The following is a 15,941-nucleotide window of genomic DNA, read 5'->3' as shown; positions in this document are numbered from 1 at the left end:
AGGACCCCGTATCCCAAGGGCGAGCCGGATGACACCGGTCGGCACAGACGGTGAAGAGACCGGCTGTGCCGACGACCCGTGCCGCACTGCTTCGGCCGGCGGACGGCCGATGTCAGGGCTTGATCGGCTTCACCTTCGTGTCGACGCCGTTCACCCGCACGGTGACGTTCCCCCGGTTCCGCGCCCGGTCGGCCACGATCCCGTAGGACGTGACCTTCCCGTCGCGCCACTCACAGCGGACCTCGTAGCCGCCGCGGGCGCGGAGCCCGGTGAAGGAACCCTTGGCCTTCCATTCGTCCGGCAGGGCGGGCAGCAGGTGGATGACGCCGTCGTGGCTCTGCAGGAGCATCTCCACCACGGCGCCCGAGATGCCGAAGTTGCCGTCCATCTGGAAGGGCGGGTGGTTGCAGAACATGTTGGGCAGCGTGTTGTAGGCCAGCAGTCCGCGCAGCATGATCTGGGCGCGGTGCCCGTCACCGAGGCGGGCGAAGAGGGCTGCCCGCCAGGGCCAGGTCCACGAGCGGCGGCTGTCGCCCGACACCGTCGCGGCCGTGAACGGGACGCCTTCCTTCTCGCCGCACCGTGCCTTGAGCGAGACGAGGGCGGCGGCTGCGAAGTCGGCCGTCTTCGGGGTGATTTGGCGGCCCGGGTAGACCGCGAAGAGGTGCGAGGTGTGGCGGTGGATGTCGGTGGGGCTGTCGATGTCCTTCTGCCACTCCTGCAGCTGACCCCACCGGCCGATCTTGTTCGGCGCGAGGCGCGCCTGCATGTCCACGACCTTGGCCCGGTAGTCGGCATCCGCCTCGAGCGCCGCCTCGCAGTCGAGGTAGTTCTGGAACAGGTCCCAGATGATCTGCTGGTCGTACATGACGCCGTCCTCGCGCGGCCCATGCTCGGGGGACCAGCCGTCCGGCGAGACGAGGAGTCCGTCCTCGCGCTCCTTGAGGCGGTCCTCCCAGAACTCGCAGATCTCCTTGATCATCGGGTAGGCGACGGTTCGGAGGTAGACCAGGTCCTGGGTGAACGCCCAGTGTTCGTAAAGGTGTTGCGCGTACCAGGCGCTCGCGACGGTGTTCCACTCCCATGAGTTGCCGCCGAAGATGCTCTGGCTGGTGCGGGCGGTCCAGCCGCGCGTGTCCTTGCCGAAGGCGTTGCGGGTCGCCACGCGGCTGGGCACCGCCACCTGCTTGATGAACCCGACGAGTGCCTCGTGGCACTCCGGCAGGTTCGTCGTCTCGGCTCCCCAGTAGTTCATCTGGACATTGATGTTGGTGTGGTAGTCGGAGGCCCACGCCGGCGTGTTGCTGTCGTTCCAGAGGCCCTGGAGGTTGGCGGGCAGACCCTTCGGGCGCGAGGAACTGATCAGCAGGTATCGGCCGAAGTCGAACATCGTCTGCTCGAGGGTCGGGTCCTCCCCGCCCGCCGCGTAACGTGCCAGCCGGGCGTTGGTCGGCAGGGCGACGACCGCGTCGTCGGAGGTGCCCCAGGCGACGGAGACGCGGTTCATGAGGGCGCGTATCTCGGCGGTGTGCTCGTCGCGCATCTCGTCGTAGGACCGGGCGGCCGCCTTGCCGAGCGCCGCGGCGACGACTGGTTCCGGATCGGCTCCGCGCCACCCGGCGGCGGCGTCGAGCTTGTAGTCGGTGCGGGCATCGAGGAGCAGGGTCAGGGTCGTGCAGCCGGTGAACTTCAGCACCGACCCGTCGGTGCTGAAGTCGCCGTCGGTGTGTGCGACTTGGACGGTGGACGCGTGCTTGAGGCCGTTGCCCATGACACCGCTGAAGGCGATCCGCCGGGCGTCGGCGTCGACGGTCGTCGGGGCCTGATCCTGTCCGGACGTCAGCGAGATCGCTCCGGAGAGTCCCCGGTCGCTGTCCGACGTGTACCGGAAGACCATGACGTCCGCGGACCGGCTGGCGAAGGCCTCCCGCAGGACGCGCCGCCCCGGCTCACCGAAACGGGTGACATGGACACCCTCGAAGAAGTCCAGGGCGCGCTGGTAGTCGACGAATGTGGACTGCATGCGCGTGTCGAACCCCTTGCCTTCCAGCACGACCTCCCCGATCTGGAAGCCGGTGGACGAATCGCCGGGGGTGAACGTGAGCCGGTAGGTGCGGTAGGCCGTGCTGTTGGTGATCCGGAAGGTCCGGGTCTCGCCGCGGCCGGCGAAGGGTGCGCCGGGGTTCTGCGTGTCGAGGGTCACCCAGGCCTGCCCGTCCTGCGACGCCTCGAGCGCCCATCGCCGGGGGTCGTCCTGCGGGCGGTCCGGGGCCGCCCGCAGCGTGTACGAGGTGACGGCGGTTGCGGTGGGCAGGTCGACCTGCCAGACGACCGCCGGTGCGACGGCGTCGACCCGCCAGACCCTGGCCGGATCGCGGTCCACCGAACTCGAGATGTCCCTGGCCCGGGACCCGGTCCCGGAACCGGATCCCTCGGAGTGCCCGCTGGGCGACGACAGATACATCGAACCGGCGCCGCCGAGGTCGACGCCGGACAGACCGATCTCGCTCACCTGGAAGTGGCTGACCCCTGCTTTGGGAACGAAGTCGAACCGGTAGAAGCGGTAGGCCGCGGTGTCGGCACAGGTGAAGTCCTTCGTCTGGAAACGGCTTTCGAAGGGCGTCGCCAGAGTGCGGCTGTCCAGTGTGGTCCACGTGGTGCCGTCGGGGGAACCGGAGAGCGTCCACTCCTGCGGGTCGCGCTGCGGCACGTCGTTGGCACTCGTCAGACGGTAGGACGCGACTTCGACAGGCTCGGGGAGCTCGACCTGCCACTGCACCTTCGTGCCGGGCGCCTCGATGCACCACTTGGTGCTCGAGTTACCGTCGTACGTCTTGTCGACGCCCTCGGTCGAGGAGGTGCGGTACGGTCCCCCCGGGGCCGTGACCTTCGCACGGCAACCGAAGGTGACGACGACATCACCGAAGTTCCGGTACGAGCCGAAGCCGGTCATGCCGGTGTCGAAAGCGTCGTCCGGCTGGCCCGCGAGGGCGTTGTCATAGTTGTTGACACCACCCCAGAGACTCTGCTCGTTGAACTGGACGCGCTCCTCGGAGGGGTTGGCGAAGAGCATGGCGCCGAGCCGGCCGTTGCCGATCGGCAGGGCCTGCGACTGCCAGTCCACGGCGGGGATCGAATACTTCAGCGCCTTGCGCGACAGGGTCGGCCACTGGACGGACGCCGGTGCGGCGGCCCCGGCGGCAACGGCCTGTCCCACAGGGGATCCCCCGGCCAGCTGAGTGATCAGCGGTGTGAGGGCGAGGGCACCGCCGAACTTGAGGATGCTTCGTCTCTGCGGATGGGGTTCATTCGTCACGAGAGACCTCCTGGCCCATTGATCGGTTCTTTAATGGAGGGGTGGGGGGGATGCGTCGACGTATGTCGAGGGCGAGGCCATTTCACCGGACGACAGATCGGATGTCTAGAGTGTGCGGCACTGAACCTGGTGATCCTGGCCGCGAGCGAGCGGGGTGAGTGGTTCTGCGCCGAAGCCGCGGCCCGCGAGCTATGCAGAGCCGGGGAGTTCGAGCGAGCCCGCAGAGTAATGGAGCCGTTCGTCGCGGCAGGCTGGCGGCCCGGCCGTCTGGGCAACGGCTGAGATCCTGCTTCAGTGGGGTCGCACGGAGGAAGCGCTGGAGCTGGTCCGCCCGGATGAGACCGGCCGCCAGTCGGACCACGTGTGCCGCAACTTCGCCGAGCTCCTGGTCAAGGCCGGGCGAGTGGACAGGCGATCGACGTATTCCCGCCCCACCTCGGCGGCGTTCAGCGCGGAATGACCCAGTCCGGCACCCAGGTCCCGGCGGCGTCGTGGCCAGCCGTTGTGGCGGCGAGGTGGGCGCGGAGGGTGGCCAGCGCCGGGTGGGGGTTGTCGCGGTGCCACAGGAGCGAGTGCGGGTAGACGGGCGTCGGGTCGGTCACCGGGATGCGGCGCAGGCCGTGGCCGGCGGGCCAGACGAGGCGGGTCTGCTCGCTCATGAAGGTGGCCAGGGCCGGGGTGTCGGCGACGGTGTCGAGGAGCGCGTCGGAGCCGAAGTTGGGGCCGGTCGCCTCGATGGTGAGGCCGAACTCGGCGACGAGGTCGTCGTAGTAGGCGGCCCACTCGGTACCGGGGACGATGCCGGGCATCCAGATCCGGTGCCCGGCGAGCTGGGCGACGGTCACCGACCGGGCGCCCGCCAGAGCGTGGGCGGGGCCGGTGAGAAGCTGAAGCGGCTCGTCGAGCACCCGGACGGACTCGATGTCCTCGGGAAAGGGCCGACCAGGCATGGCGACGGCGCGGAAGGACGCGTCGATCGCACCGGAGCGGATGGCGGTGACGGCCGTCTCGACGTCGAACAGCATCACCACGTCGAGGTCGATCTCGGGGTGGGCGCGGTGGAAGCCCCGCATCAGGCCCGACGCCGCGCCGCGCGAGTTGATCACGTCGACGCGCAGCGGACGGCGGCTGGTGTGCACGGACGCGACCGCGCGCTCGGCGACGCGCAGCAGCTCGCGTGCGTGGGGCAGGAACGCCTGCCCGTCGATGGTGAGCTCGGCACCGCGCGGCGTGCGGGTGAACAGCCGCACGCCGAGGTCGCGCTCCAGTCCGGCGATGCGCTTGGAGACAGCCTGCTGGGTGATCGACAGGTCGGCGGCGGCTTTCTGGAACTGGCCCGCTTCCGCGACGGCGACGAAGGTACGTACGGCTTCGAGATCCACGCCGACCTACCTTAGTGAACAACGGATAGTTGTGAATAGTTGGCGAGACGGTTGTTTGACCTGCTGTTGTCCTGCCCGCTTAGCTCCCATTGGTCAACGTCGGTTTGTTCAGGTGGGACAAGGGGAGCGCGCTGAGCATGGTGGGCAGGAGACGGTTGGGCCGGCAGTTCGGCTGGCTGTGGGCGGCATATGCGGTGAGCGCCTATGGGTCCGGGCTGGGGTTCGGGGCATTGCCCCTGATCGCCGTGCTGGCTTTGCATGCCGGCCCCGCTGAGGTGTCCGCGCTGTCCGCGGTGGGGCCTGCGGTGGGCGCGCTGATCGCGGTGCCGCTCGCGCCGTGGGTGGAGTTTCGGCGCAAGCGCCCGGTCATGATCGCGATGGACCTGACCCGGTTTGTGGCCATGGCGACGATCCCGGTCGCCTATGCCTTCGGTCGGCTCAGTTTCGTCCAGCTGCTCGTGATCTCGACCCTGGTCGCCGCGGCCAAGATCGCGTTCAACGCGGCCGGCGGCGCCTACCTCAAGGCCCTCGTCCGGCCGGACGACCTGCTCGTGGCCAACGCGCGGTTCGAGTCCACGAACTGGAGCTCCATCGCGGTCGGGCCACCGCTGGGCGGGGCGGCGATCGGCCTGTTCGGGCCGGTCACCACCGTGGTGGCCGACGCGCTCAGCTACCTGCTCTCCGCGCTGGGCATCACCGCGATTCACGGCAGAGAAGAAGCGCCGCAACCAACCGGCAAAAGCCCGGTCAGGGCGGGCGCACTGCTCGACGGCTGGCGACACATCATGGGCCACCCCGGTCTGCGGCCGCTCTACCTCAACAACATGCTCGTCTCCGGTCTGATCATGGCCACCGAGCCGCTGCTGGCCGTGCTCCTGCTTCGCCAGCTCGGGTTCCCACCCTGGCAGTACGGCCTCGCCTTCGCCGCCCCCTGTCTCGGCGGACTCATCGGCTCCCGGCTGGCCCGCCGTGTCGTGGCCCGCTACGGCCGGCACCGGGTCTTCCGGACCGTCGGCACCCTGCGCGCCATCTGGCTGATCGGCCTGCCCTTCGTCCGTCCCGGCGTCGTCGGCCTCGTCACCGTGATGGCCGTCGAGCTGGCGATCATCGTCAACATGAGCCTGTACACCCCGGTGCTTGCCACCTACCGGCTCGAACACACCCCCAAGCATCTCGTCGCCCGCACCCTGTCGGCCTGGTCGATCGGCCAGCAGGCGTCCATCGCCGTCTTCACCGCGCTCGGCGGGCTGCTCGCCGATGTCACCAGCCCACGCACCGCTCTCACGGTCGCGGGACTGCTCATCCTGACCACCCCGCTCCTGCTTCCCCGACACGACCACACGCCGCAGCACGAGCCGGAACCGGCCCGTAACCACTCATGACACCCCGCAACCCGCCGCTGTAACCCGCCAGTTGCAGCTGGCCCGCCGACGCGCGTCCGCGTCGACCAGGCACACCACCAGCAGGGAGAACACCCGCGTGAGCACTGCCCCCGCACTCGACCCCACGCACACCGCTCTTCTCGTGATGGACTACCAGCCCGCGATTCTGACTGCGCTGCCCGAAGGCGGGGACTGCGAAGCCCTGCTCGGTCGCATGGAAGGGGCCATCGCTGACGTTCGTGCAAACGGCGGCACCATCGCCTATGTACGCGTCGGCTTCACCGAGGCCGACTGGGACGCGATCCCGGGCACCAACACGTCCTTCGCCCCGCTGGCCCAACACCGCGTCATGCACCACGAGGACCCTGCCGCTGCCATCCACGAGCGCCTGGCTCCCCAGGACGGCGACATCATCGTGCGCAAGATCCGCTACGGCGGCATGTCCACCACCGACCTCGACCAGCAGCTGCGCGAGCGCGGCATTAACACTCTGGTCGTCTCCGGCATCAGTACCAGCGGCGTCGTCCTGTCCACCGTCATGGACGCGGCCGACCGCGACTACCAGCTCTACGTCCTGTCCGACGGCGTCGCCGACCCGGACACCGAAGTCCACAACGTCCTGCTCCATCAGGTGTTCCCCTCGCGGGCCCACATCATCGACACCGTCGAGCTGCACGCCCTGCTCCGGGCTGACTGACTCGAACCACGAGCCGATCCCACCCACGGCCGCCGCATCCACCCGGTGTGGTGACCGCCCGCACCCCAGCGCCGGCCCGGCAGCAGCCCGGAGCCGGCGGCCCGGCTGGAGTACGGGTGAGAGGTCAAGAACCGTCGCGTCCTCGCCGAGGCAACGCGTCCTCGCCGAGGCAATGGGCAGGCCCGCGCCGGGAGGGCTCAGGTTCCGGGCTGCGCGGTGTGGGCCGCGGCGGCCTCCGCTGTGCGGCGACGTGACTCGCCCTCCTGGGCGAGCCGCCGGAGCAGGGCGAGGACCGGTTCGAGGAGCAGGGTGAGAATCGCGGCCCGTTCGGCGAGTGCCATCCGGTCCTCGATGCCGTCGAGCTGGTCGTTGGTGATTTCGACTGTTCCGGCGAGGACGTCGGACGCGGCTTCGGACGCTGATGTGACGTACGCCTCGCTTCTCGGGTGCGTTTCCTGACATGGCGCTGTAACGATCAGCCCGTTCGGCCCACTACCCAACGACAGAACACTCCAGGAGAGACAGGAGGTGCGGCAGTGCCCGACTACGACGCGGATCGTTTCACCGCCATCTACGACGGTTGTCGGCAACGCGTGTGGGCTTACGTGGTCAGCCGTGCGGGACGGCAGGTCGCCGACGAGGTGGTGAACGAGACGTTCACCGTGGCCTGGCGCAAGCTGGACGACGTCCCCGAGTTGCCGCTGCCATGGCTGCTCGGGGTCGCCCGCAACATCCTGCGGGACAGCATCCGGGCGGAGGCCAGGCGCGCGTCATTCGCCGCCGAGCTGCGCTCCTGGGCGGAACCCATCGAGGCGGACATTGCCGAGGAGGTGTCCGAGCGAAGCGCGCTGCTCACTGCGCTGGCCACGCTGCCGGAGGACGATCGGGAACTGCTGATCCTCTCCGGATGGCAGGGCCTGACCCCGGCACAGGCAGCCGCGGTGGTCGGCTGCTCACCCATCACGCTGCGGGTCCGTCTGCACCGGGCGCGCAGACGTCTCACCCAGGCCGCGTCGGCCTCCCCGCTCACGGAGGAAGCCGCAGCCGCGCGGCGTGTGTCCACCCGGGTCCGGATCACCGTAGGAAAGGAAGCCCGGTGAAGAACGACATCCTGCACCGTCTGACGGCCGCCCGCCCCGCCCACCTCGACCCCAGCCGCCCCACGCCGTCGCCGGTTCGGGAAGAGGAGCTCGCAACGGTCATGACCCGTCCGCGCGCGACGCGCAAGGCTCGTACCACCCCCCAGCCGCGGAGGGTGGGCCGCCCTCTCGTCTCGGGTCTCGCCCTGGCCACGGCGATGGCGGTGGCGGCTCTGGTGATCACTGACACCGCGCCGGAGAAGCCAGGAACTGCGCCCTCCGCGACGTTGGGCTCCGGCAGCCGGGTCCTTCTCGCTGCCGCCTCCCACGTTGAGCAGCAACCGGCCGGCTCTGGCACGTACTGGTACGTGGAGGAACACATCGGTTCCCTCCGCAAGGTTCCCGGCAAGAAGTACACCGTCGACGTCCGCACCGAGCAGCGGTACTGGACGGCCGCCGCCGAGAACAAGCAGTGGTCGCAGCTCCGGGACCTGGGGGCCCGTCCCGCCACCAAGACCGACGAGGCGGCGTGGAAGGCCGGCGGTTCCCCCACATCGTGGAACCTGAAGGGTGAGACCTTCACCTACGCCGGCAAGGGCGAGGTCCAACACGACGCCCCTGGCGGAACCGCGGACACCGTCAATATGGGCGACCTCCCCCTCCGCCTCCTGGCCACGCTCCCCACCGATGAACAGGCCCTCCGTAAGCGCCTTTTCGCCCTGGCCGACAAGGACTACAACGCCCCCGAGAAAATCCTCGACCGGATCGTCGTCGACACAGCCGTCCAACTCGCCACGACCCTCCCGTCCACCCCGGCCCTGCGCGCCGCCGCCTACCGCCTTCTCGCCGCCGAACCCGGCGTGCGCTCCCTCGGCGACGTCAAGGACCACACCGGCCGCACCGGCTACGCCGTCGCCCTCCCCAGCCCCTACGAGCCCGCCCCCGAACTTCGCCTGATCTTCGACAAGTCCACGGGCATGCCGCTCGGCACCGAGACGGTCGCCACCCGGGGCGGTGACGGTGTGAGCAAGGGCGAGCTGCTGGACTACACGACGATCACGTCGATGAAGTGGACCGAGGCGGCACCGCCGTTCGACACCGACACCAAGGACCCGGGCCCGATTTCCGCTCCGGTCGACGAGGCGGATGCCGAGGCGGTTCGCTGAGGCGGTTTTCGCCTGCGCGTCCGTCGGGGTCGTGCGGGACCCCACGGGCACTGGTGCCCGTGGGGTCGCTGAGAGGGCTCAGGCTCCGGACTGCGCGGTGTGGGCCGCGGCGGCCTCCGCTGTGCGGCGACGTGCCTCGCCCTCCTGGGCGAGCCGCCGGAGCAGGGCGAGGACCGGTTCGAGGAGCAGGGTGAGAATCGCGGCCCGTTCGGCGAGCGCCATCCGGTCCTCGATGCCGTCGAGCTGGTCGAGGTCCAGCTGCGCCACGGCGGCGGCCAGCCTGGCGTACGGGAGGAGGTCGTCCACGCCGAAGTCCACTCCGAGGCGGCTGAGCTCTCGCAGGCTCGCGGCCAGCGCGAGGCGGTGGGGCGAGGCTTCCGATATGTCCCAGTCCATGGCCTCCATGAGGCTGTCGACGCGCTTTGTCAGTTCCTCGGCGCCGGCCGCCTCGGTGGCATCGGCTGGGGTACGCAGGGCGTAGTGGATGACGCCGAGCATGCCGCGCGGATCATCATGCGGTTGGTCGATCTCGGCGAGCACGTCACGGGCAGCGGCGATGGACAACCCGCCCAGCGTGGTCAGCGCCCGGATCAGCCGCAGGCGCTGAACATGCTCCTCGCCGTATTCCGCCAGGGTGGCCCCCATCGCGCGGCCCGCGGGCATCAGCCCCTCCCGCAGGTAGTACTTGATGCTTGCGACCGGCACCCCCGACCGTCGGCTCAGTTCCGAGATCCTCATGCGCTCCCTCGATTTCCGTGCTGTGACCAGTATCGCTGCCTCTCGGTTCGACAGCCGGCGCTGGATAGTGTGAGTATCTAGTCATTGGATAGTGAAGGTGTCCAGCGTGGGCCCGCCGGTCCGAGGGCTGGACCGTCTTCTGCCGCACGTCTTACGCGCACCGCGGCGCAACATCGCATCTGGAGCAGACTTGCCGGTCTCATGTCATACAAGCGTTATTTGTCATGAAAGTGCCTCCATGGCGCTCCTTCCCGAGGGGAGGCGCCATGTCTGAGTCGATGCATCCTCATCGAGCGCCCGGACGAAAGGTGCTGCGCCGGCGGAGCCTGTGGATCCCGTCTGCGCTGATCCTCGGCCTGCTGTCCTTCGTGCTCTCGCTCCTGTACATGGGTGCGAACAACAACCCGACCGGCTACACGCACGATCTGCCGATCGCGCTGGTGAACGCCGACGAGGGCGTGAACGCGGGCGGGAAGCAGATCAACCTGGGTGATCAGATCACCGCGAAGATCGCCCAATCCCCGGACCTGAAGGGGAAGGTCGCCTGGAAGCAGGTCAGCCGGAGCGAGGCCGAGGAGCTGCTGGGGAAGGACAAGGCGTACGGCGCCCTGGTGATCCCCGAGAACTTCTCGGCATCCGTGGCCGCGCTGGCCGTCCCCCAGCAGCAGGACCCGAAGCGCCCCACCCTGCAGGTGCTGACCAACCCCGCCTCGGGAAGCTTCGGCTCCTCCATGGCCTCCGAGATCAACCGGCAGGTGGCTCACACCACTTCCACCGAGCTGGGCAAGCAGCTGAGCCAGCAGGCGAAGCTGCAGGCAGCCCATGCGGCGAAGGCCGAGCAGAGCGGACACGCGAAGCCGAAGGCGGCCCATGCGGCGAAGGCCGAGCAGCCGAGCACGGCCGAGCGGCTGCTGATCGCCGACCCGATCACGGTGACGGTCCAGGAGGGCCATGAGATCGGCACCCACAGCGGACTCGGGCTGAGCGCGTTCTTCTACACCCTGGTGCTCGTCCTGGGCGGCATGCTGGGCGCCAATGTGATCCACACCCAGCTGGACGCCATGCTGGGGTACGCGGCCAGCGACTACGGCCCCTTCCGCCGTGTGAAGCCCGCGGAGCACATCAGCCGTACGCGTCACTTCGCCATCGGGTGCGGGCTCATGGCCGGCCTGTCGCTGGTGACGTCCGCCCTGGCACTGGTGGCGGCCGTGGGTATCGTCGGCATCGACGCCTCGCACCTGGCGCTCCTGTGGATCTACGGGGCCTGCGCCACCACCGCGATGGGCATCACCGCGCTGGCTCTGCTCGCGGTCTTCGGGATGCCCGGCCAGCTGGTGTCCATGCTGGTGCTGGTCGGCTTTGCCATTCCGTCGGCGGGCGCCACGATCCCGTTGGAAGCCCTTCCGGACTTCTACCGTTTCCTCGCCGAGTTCGAGCCCTTCCGACAGGTGGTCGACGGTGTCAGGTCCATCCTCTACTTCGGCGCACAGGCCGATGCCGGGCTCGGCCGTGGCTGGACCATGATCGCCGTGGGCTTCGTGGTGGCGCTGCTGTTCGGCTTCGGCATGACCCGCTTCTACGACCGCAGGGGCCTGCACCGATCCCCGATCAAGGTGCTGGAGCCCCAGTCTGCCCCGACCGTTTGACCGGCACGCGACCCCGTCAGCTAAGCCGGAACCCGCGCGTGGGACCGCCGCAGCCATCAACTGGCATGCAGGTTTCGACTTACCAACGTTCAGGATTCCGGGATCCTGCACGCTTCTGTACGGACCCGCCGGAAGCTCTTGTGCCCACTGCGCCCGGTGTGGCTCATGCACTCCACGTCGACACTCGCGGAGCCTGTCGAGGGTTCCGCGGCCCAGTCGCACCAGAGACATTCGGCCTCGTACGTGATGTCCGTGTCGGGGTGCTCGGTGATGCGGTGGAGCACGTAGCGGTACGCAGCTCGCGCACGGGCGGCCGTCACGTGTGCTCCCCGTGGTGTCGCCGCAGCTCAACATTACAGTCGGCGACCGTCGACCGGTTGCCCACACCGGCAGCTTCCTCGCGTTCCCGTGCGAGTGCACTGCACACATCGCAGCCCTGATCGCCCGGGCGTGCGACGGTGCCCGGCCACACACCTCACTCCCAGGGAACCCTCCCGGTGGAGAGGCCGTTCAGCTGCTGGGCTGACGGACCCGGGCAGGCCGGAGGCGACTCGCGACCGCCTCCCGTACGGTCGTCTCACGTCCGAACCCCGCTGAGTTTCTGTACGTCCGGGTCAGCCAGCGGCGTCTGTCGCGCACCGGCGCGGTCCAGGCCCAGCCGGAGAGCCATGGCAAGCAATGCAGCGACAGCGAATCCGACCCCGGTCCAAGCAAGTTGACGTGCGCCGTACTCAGCCATGACCCACCCCCCGACTGTGGTTCCGACGGTGATGCCGAGGTTCGAGAACGAGATGAAGAGACTGTTGCCGAACTCGGGCGCTTCGACGGCGTCCCTCCCCAGCCAGCTCTGGCTCACGATGAGCCCGCCCGAGTGCACGGCCCCCCAGACCAGTACGGCCAGGACCATCGGCGCGAACAGCGGGCCCACGGCGTACAGGAAGACGTAGACGAGCAGACACAGAACCGGATAGGCGACCACCGTACGCATCAGGTTGCGCCGCAACAGGCTGCCGAAGGCGAGGTTCCCGAGGATCATCACGATGCCGAACGCCATCAGCATGGCGCTGACCCAGGTGCCGTCCATGTGCGTGACCTGGCCCAGGTACTCGGCGAAGTAGCCGTAGACCGAGAACATCGCCGCGAAGACGAGGACGACCGACGCGATGGTCAGCCACATCCGGGACCGCTTGAGAACGCTCAACTGGGCACCGTAGGCCACTCGTTGTCCGACAGGCGTCGGCGGTACGAATCGCAGGATGCCGAGGAAGGCGATCAGGTTGACGAGCGCGCCGAACCAGAACGCCGACGCCAGGGACACATGCTCGGCGAGGTACGAGGTCAGCGGCACGCCGAAGGCGAAGCCGACGGTGACTCCGCCGAACACGGTCGTCGTGGCCCGGGTCGCGTCCTTCGCGGGGACCAGCCGTGTGGCGGTCGCGAGCGCGACCGCGAAGAACACCGGATGGAAGAGGGCGGGAACGACGCGGAAGGCCAGCATCACCTCGTACTGCGTGGTGAGCGCGTAGACGGCGTTGGAGACGGCGAACACCGCGATTGCGGCAGCGAGCACCTTCTTGCGGTCGACGCCGGAGGCGAGCAGTGTTGTGAACGGCCCGGACACGGCGATGACCAGGGCAAAGACCCCGACGAGCCACCCCGCCGCGGACGGCGTGACACCGAGCTCGGCCGAGACCTGGGGGAGTACGCCGACCATGCCCATCTCGGTGGTGATGATCCCGAAAACGCCCAGGGCGAGCACCAGGACGGTGAGGGAGGTCCTTCTCATCGCAACCTTTCATCAAATCTAGAAAAGTAGATGCATTGAGTTGCAGGGGAGGGTGCGTGTGGGAATCGGGTGGGCTACAGCTCGTCGCGGACGTGCGCGGCGAACTCCTCGATCACCGGCTCATTGCGCCGGTAGTACGTCCACTTGCCGATGCGTTCCGAGGTGAGCAGCCCCGCGTCCTTCAGGGTCTGCAGGTATCCGGACACCACTGACTGCGCCAGCCCGGCACGCTTCTGGATGTCGCCGACGCACACCCCGATATGGAAGCCGAGCCCCTGCTGCCGGTAGGAGTCCTCGTCGAAGTACTTCTCCGGCTCCCTCAGCCACTGCATGAACTGCAGGCGCGCCGGATTGGCGAGCGCCTTGTGTACGGCCAGGGGATCCACTGGTCCACCTCTCCACGGGAACGCATCTAGCTTTCGCGATATGTAGTGGCAAGTCAAATCGATGTTCCACCAGGTCGGCGAGGACTACCTGTGCGATGTCATCCACGCCTTCAACGAGCGGGGCTTCGGGGCGCTGCCGGTACGTCAGGGAGCGATGGCGAGTTGGCTGATCAGCCCCTCATGCAGGGCGAACCACCGGCACAGCTCGGTCCGGATCGCCTGACCGGCACCGAGGGCCGCGACGTGAAGTCCCGTTCACGTGGTGGGAGATGGCGGCAGTGCGGTACGGTGACGAAACCATCACGCTCTGTGTGTTCACGCGCACACAGAGCGGCCCCCGGCGGTGCGCCAACACCGACCGAGGGCCTTCATCACCAGTGGACAGGACCCACCGGAAATGCTGCGTCATGTTATCGCCCCGTCTCGGCGCTTCACGAAGGCATCGCACGATGTCGTGCGCCATCCGCGTCTGAGCAGTGACGCGAAGATCCTGCTCCTGTACGTCCAGGGCCTTCCGGAAGAGACCCCCTGCAAGCCCCTGAGCGAACTCGCCCAGAAGCTGGGCATCAAGGGCCGCGCGTACCAGAAGGCGAAGGAACAACTGGTCGCGCACGGGTACATACACGAGTGGCGAACCCAGGGCGGTCGAGGCCGCTGGATCACCGAGCAACTGGTCGCGAACAACCCTCTGACGAGTGAGCAGGCAGAACACCTACGAGGGGCCCCACCCGCCGCCCTGCCACCGAGTGCGCAGTTTCCGACGGTCGGCGAGCCGACCGCCCGGAGGGTCGGTGGCTATGAACCGGTAGAAGACCACAGTGATAAGACCACTCCCCACCCACCCTCCGAAGCCGGGCCAACGACGGAACCGGATCCCGAACCCACGGCGGGGCCGGCTGATTCCCTCCAACTGGCCCGCGCGGAACGGGTTCTGCTCTCGCTGCGCCACACCCGCCGCGAACTGCACCTGGGAATACGCGAGGCCCGCGCACTGGCCGTGGAGGCGGTCAAGTGGCTGGAGCGCGGGCTGAGCGAGTCCGACCTGCGACAGGCACTGCTCGCCGAACGTCCTGAAGGCGGCGTGCGCTCAGCGGTCGGCTTCCTGCGCTACCGCCTCATCCAGAAGCTCCCCGAGGCCCCGGTCCTGCCCTCGCCGCCTCAGCTCCCGTCGGCCGCTGCCCTGGTCGTCTGCTCCTCGCCCGGTGAGGAACACGTCTTCCGCCCCCTGGGAGACGAGACGGAATGCGCCCCGTGCCGCCAGTCCGCCGCGTACGCGACCTTCTACGGCACCCCCGCGCCGGATCCCGATCACATCCCGTGGCGGGAACGGTTCGCGAAGATCAACGGGACATCGGCGGCCCTGCCGGCTGAGGGCTGATCTCGCCCGTCGCGGGGACTGCGACCATCGGGGCTCACCGAACGACCACGGCAAACGATGTACGGACCCGCCAGAAGCTCTTGTGCCCACTGCGGCCGGTGTGGCTCATGCACTCCACGTCGACACTCGCGGAGTCTGTCGAGGGTTCTGCGGCCCAGTCATACCAGTGGCTACGGTCATGAGAACGAGCCCTGGCCCAAATTGTGTGGAGCGGTTGCTCTCCGTCGCAGTACTGCCTCGGACAGGCGATCAGTCGGTGAAATCACCGGTCTCGGACGGTCCACGTGGTGCGCCGTGGTCGACGAGGCGGAGGAGCTGTGGGTCTAGCGTGTCGGAAGCTGCCAGTAGCCTCAGGCACCATGGGCATTCAGATCGATGTAGTGGCGGGTTACCCGATCAACGATGAGGTGGAGAGGGTGCTCGGGTTGGCCGAGGCGGTCGGCGAGCCCGTCACTGTCACGTTCTTGTGGGAGGGGCGTGAAGAGGCGGAACGCGCGGTGCTGGTGCCCGCGGCCACGCTGGCGCTCTGGGAGCACTGGGCCCCCACCGGCTACCCGACGGGTGACGCTGGGGACGAGAACCGGGCTGTGGCGGAGGAGCCGGAACTGGCCCACCCAGCGGAATTCGGCGCGTTCACGCTCTTTCGTCGTCGCGTAGGAGGGCGTACGGCGGTTGCTCGCAAAGGTGTGGTGGTCGCCGAGCTCCTGGACCCCGAAGAGGCGCACTGGCTCCAAGAGAAGGCCCGCGATGTCCGCCAGGGCTTCATGGATCCGAAGCAGAAGGCGGCGTTCGAGGAGTTCCTTGCCCGGCAGGCATCCCTTGATGAGCAGTGACGCGCCGACTCATTCGCCCCCGCCTCTGCGGTCACGTAATTCCCCAGCTGCTCGGTTCCCTTCCTGACAGCCTCGACTGAGGCACCGGGGTTCTCCGGTTAGCCTGGATGGGCGAGACAGGAGCATCCCCCGGCATGACCAGCACCACCAAT

The 15,941-nt window shown here is 68.4% G+C and carries 15 protein-coding genes; 8 read left to right on the top strand and 7 right to left on the bottom strand.

Going from position 1 to position 15,941, the window contains the following annotated elements:
• Positions 1 to 112 precede the first annotated feature (112 nt).
• On the bottom strand, positions 113 to 3,316 hold the full coding sequence (locus ACIBB8_RS24960) for a glycosyl hydrolase family 95 catalytic domain-containing protein (RefSeq protein WP_398955612.1): 3,204 nt from the start codon (positions 3,314 to 3,316) through the stop codon (positions 113 to 115).
• Positions 3,317 to 3,762: 446 nt separating this feature from the next.
• A complete protein-coding gene (locus ACIBB8_RS24955; RefSeq protein WP_398955610.1) occupies positions 3,763 to 4,698 on the bottom strand; it encodes a LysR family transcriptional regulator in 936 nt (311 codons plus the stop codon).
• A 137-nt stretch (positions 4,699 to 4,835) separates the two neighbouring features.
• Here ACIBB8_RS24955 and ACIBB8_RS24950 point away from each other — a divergent pair, with 137 nt between their 5' ends.
• Together ACIBB8_RS24950 and ACIBB8_RS24945 are read left to right on the top strand one after the other, a co-directional pair.
• Positions 4,836 to 6,080, top strand: a complete 1,245-nt coding sequence (locus ACIBB8_RS24950; protein ID WP_398955608.1) for an MFS transporter — start codon at positions 4,836 to 4,838, stop codon at positions 6,078 to 6,080.
• A 97-nt stretch (positions 6,081 to 6,177) separates the two neighbouring features.
• Positions 6,178 to 6,777 (top strand): cysteine hydrolase family protein, encoded by a 600-nt coding sequence (locus tag ACIBB8_RS24945; protein WP_398955606.1) that lies wholly within the window; start codon positions 6,178 to 6,180, stop codon positions 6,775 to 6,777.
• Positions 6,778 to 6,974: 197 nt separating this feature from the next.
• On the opposite strand, the gene ACIBB8_RS24940 is transcribed toward ACIBB8_RS24945, so the two are convergent.
• The gene (locus tag ACIBB8_RS24940) at positions 6,975 to 7,277 is read right to left on the bottom strand and encodes a hypothetical protein (RefSeq protein WP_398955604.1); all 303 of its coding nucleotides are present in this window, start codon (positions 7,275 to 7,277) and stop codon (positions 6,975 to 6,977) included.
• 36 nt (positions 7,278 to 7,313) lie between these two features.
• Here ACIBB8_RS24940 and ACIBB8_RS24935 point away from each other — a divergent pair, with 36 nt between their 5' ends.
• Both ACIBB8_RS24935 and ACIBB8_RS24930 read left to right on the top strand, forming a co-directional pair.
• Positions 7,314 to 7,877: an RNA polymerase sigma factor gene (locus ACIBB8_RS24935; protein ID WP_398955603.1), complete on the top strand. Its 564-nt coding sequence runs from the start codon at positions 7,314 to 7,316 to the stop codon at positions 7,875 to 7,877.
• Positions 7,874 to 9,022 (top strand): CU044_5270 family protein, encoded by a 1,149-nt coding sequence (locus tag ACIBB8_RS24930; protein WP_398955601.1) that lies wholly within the window; start codon positions 7,874 to 7,876, stop codon positions 9,020 to 9,022. Before ACIBB8_RS24935 ends, ACIBB8_RS24930 begins: the two co-directional genes overlap by 4 nt.
• 78 nt (positions 9,023 to 9,100) lie before the next feature.
• On the opposite strand, the gene ACIBB8_RS24925 is transcribed toward ACIBB8_RS24930, so the two are convergent.
• The gene (locus ACIBB8_RS24925) at positions 9,101 to 9,760 is read right to left on the bottom strand and encodes a MerR family transcriptional regulator (RefSeq protein ID WP_398955599.1); all 660 of its coding nucleotides are present in this window, start codon (positions 9,758 to 9,760) and stop codon (positions 9,101 to 9,103) included.
• A 266-nt stretch (positions 9,761 to 10,026) separates the two neighbouring features.
• Between ACIBB8_RS24925 and ACIBB8_RS24920 the strand changes: the two genes are divergently transcribed.
• Positions 10,027 to 11,406 (top strand): YhgE/Pip family protein, encoded by a 1,380-nt coding sequence (locus ACIBB8_RS24920; protein ID WP_398955597.1) that lies wholly within the window; start codon positions 10,027 to 10,029, stop codon positions 11,404 to 11,406.
• Between the two features lie 89 nt (positions 11,407 to 11,495).
• On the opposite strand, the gene ACIBB8_RS24915 is transcribed toward ACIBB8_RS24920, so the two are convergent.
• The 3 genes from ACIBB8_RS24915 to ACIBB8_RS24905 form a co-directional block, all read right to left on the bottom strand.
• Positions 11,496 to 11,726 (bottom strand): hypothetical protein, encoded by a 231-nt coding sequence (locus tag ACIBB8_RS24915; RefSeq protein ID WP_398955595.1) that lies wholly within the window; start codon positions 11,724 to 11,726, stop codon positions 11,496 to 11,498.
• 257 nt (positions 11,727 to 11,983) lie between these two features.
• Entirely contained in the window at positions 11,984 to 13,192 is a 1,209-nt protein-coding gene (locus ACIBB8_RS24910; RefSeq protein ID WP_398955593.1) for an MFS transporter, read from the bottom strand.
• 74 nt (positions 13,193 to 13,266) lie between these two features.
• Positions 13,267 to 13,578, bottom strand: coding sequence for an ArsR/SmtB family transcription factor (locus ACIBB8_RS24905; protein ID WP_398955591.1), 312 nt, complete (start codon positions 13,576 to 13,578; stop codon positions 13,267 to 13,269).
• 61 nt (positions 13,579 to 13,639) lie between these two features.
• On the opposite strand from ACIBB8_RS24905, the gene ACIBB8_RS24900 reads away from it, so the two are divergent.
• From ACIBB8_RS24900 to ACIBB8_RS24890, 3 genes are all read left to right on the top strand, one after another.
• Positions 13,640 to 13,801, top strand: a complete 162-nt coding sequence (locus ACIBB8_RS24900; RefSeq protein WP_398955589.1) for a hypothetical protein — start codon at positions 13,640 to 13,642, stop codon at positions 13,799 to 13,801.
• A 174-nt stretch (positions 13,802 to 13,975) separates the two neighbouring features.
• Entirely contained in the window at positions 13,976 to 14,956 is a 981-nt protein-coding gene (locus tag ACIBB8_RS24895) for a hypothetical protein (protein ID WP_398955587.1), read from the top strand.
• A 359-nt stretch (positions 14,957 to 15,315) separates the two neighbouring features.
• On the top strand, positions 15,316 to 15,789 hold the full coding sequence (locus tag ACIBB8_RS24890; RefSeq protein ID WP_398955585.1) for a hypothetical protein: 474 nt from the start codon (positions 15,316 to 15,318) through the stop codon (positions 15,787 to 15,789).
• The last annotated feature ends 152 nt before the right edge of the window (positions 15,790 to 15,941 follow it).

Origin of the sequence: Streptomyces sp. NPDC051286, assembly GCF_044455345.1 — a bacterium.
In the GTDB taxonomy this organism is placed as follows: Bacteria; Actinomycetota; Actinomycetes; order Streptomycetales; family Streptomycetaceae; genus Streptomyces.
The sequence above is the reverse complement of the archived record's forward strand: the minus strand, read 5'-3'. Positions and strand labels throughout refer to the sequence as shown.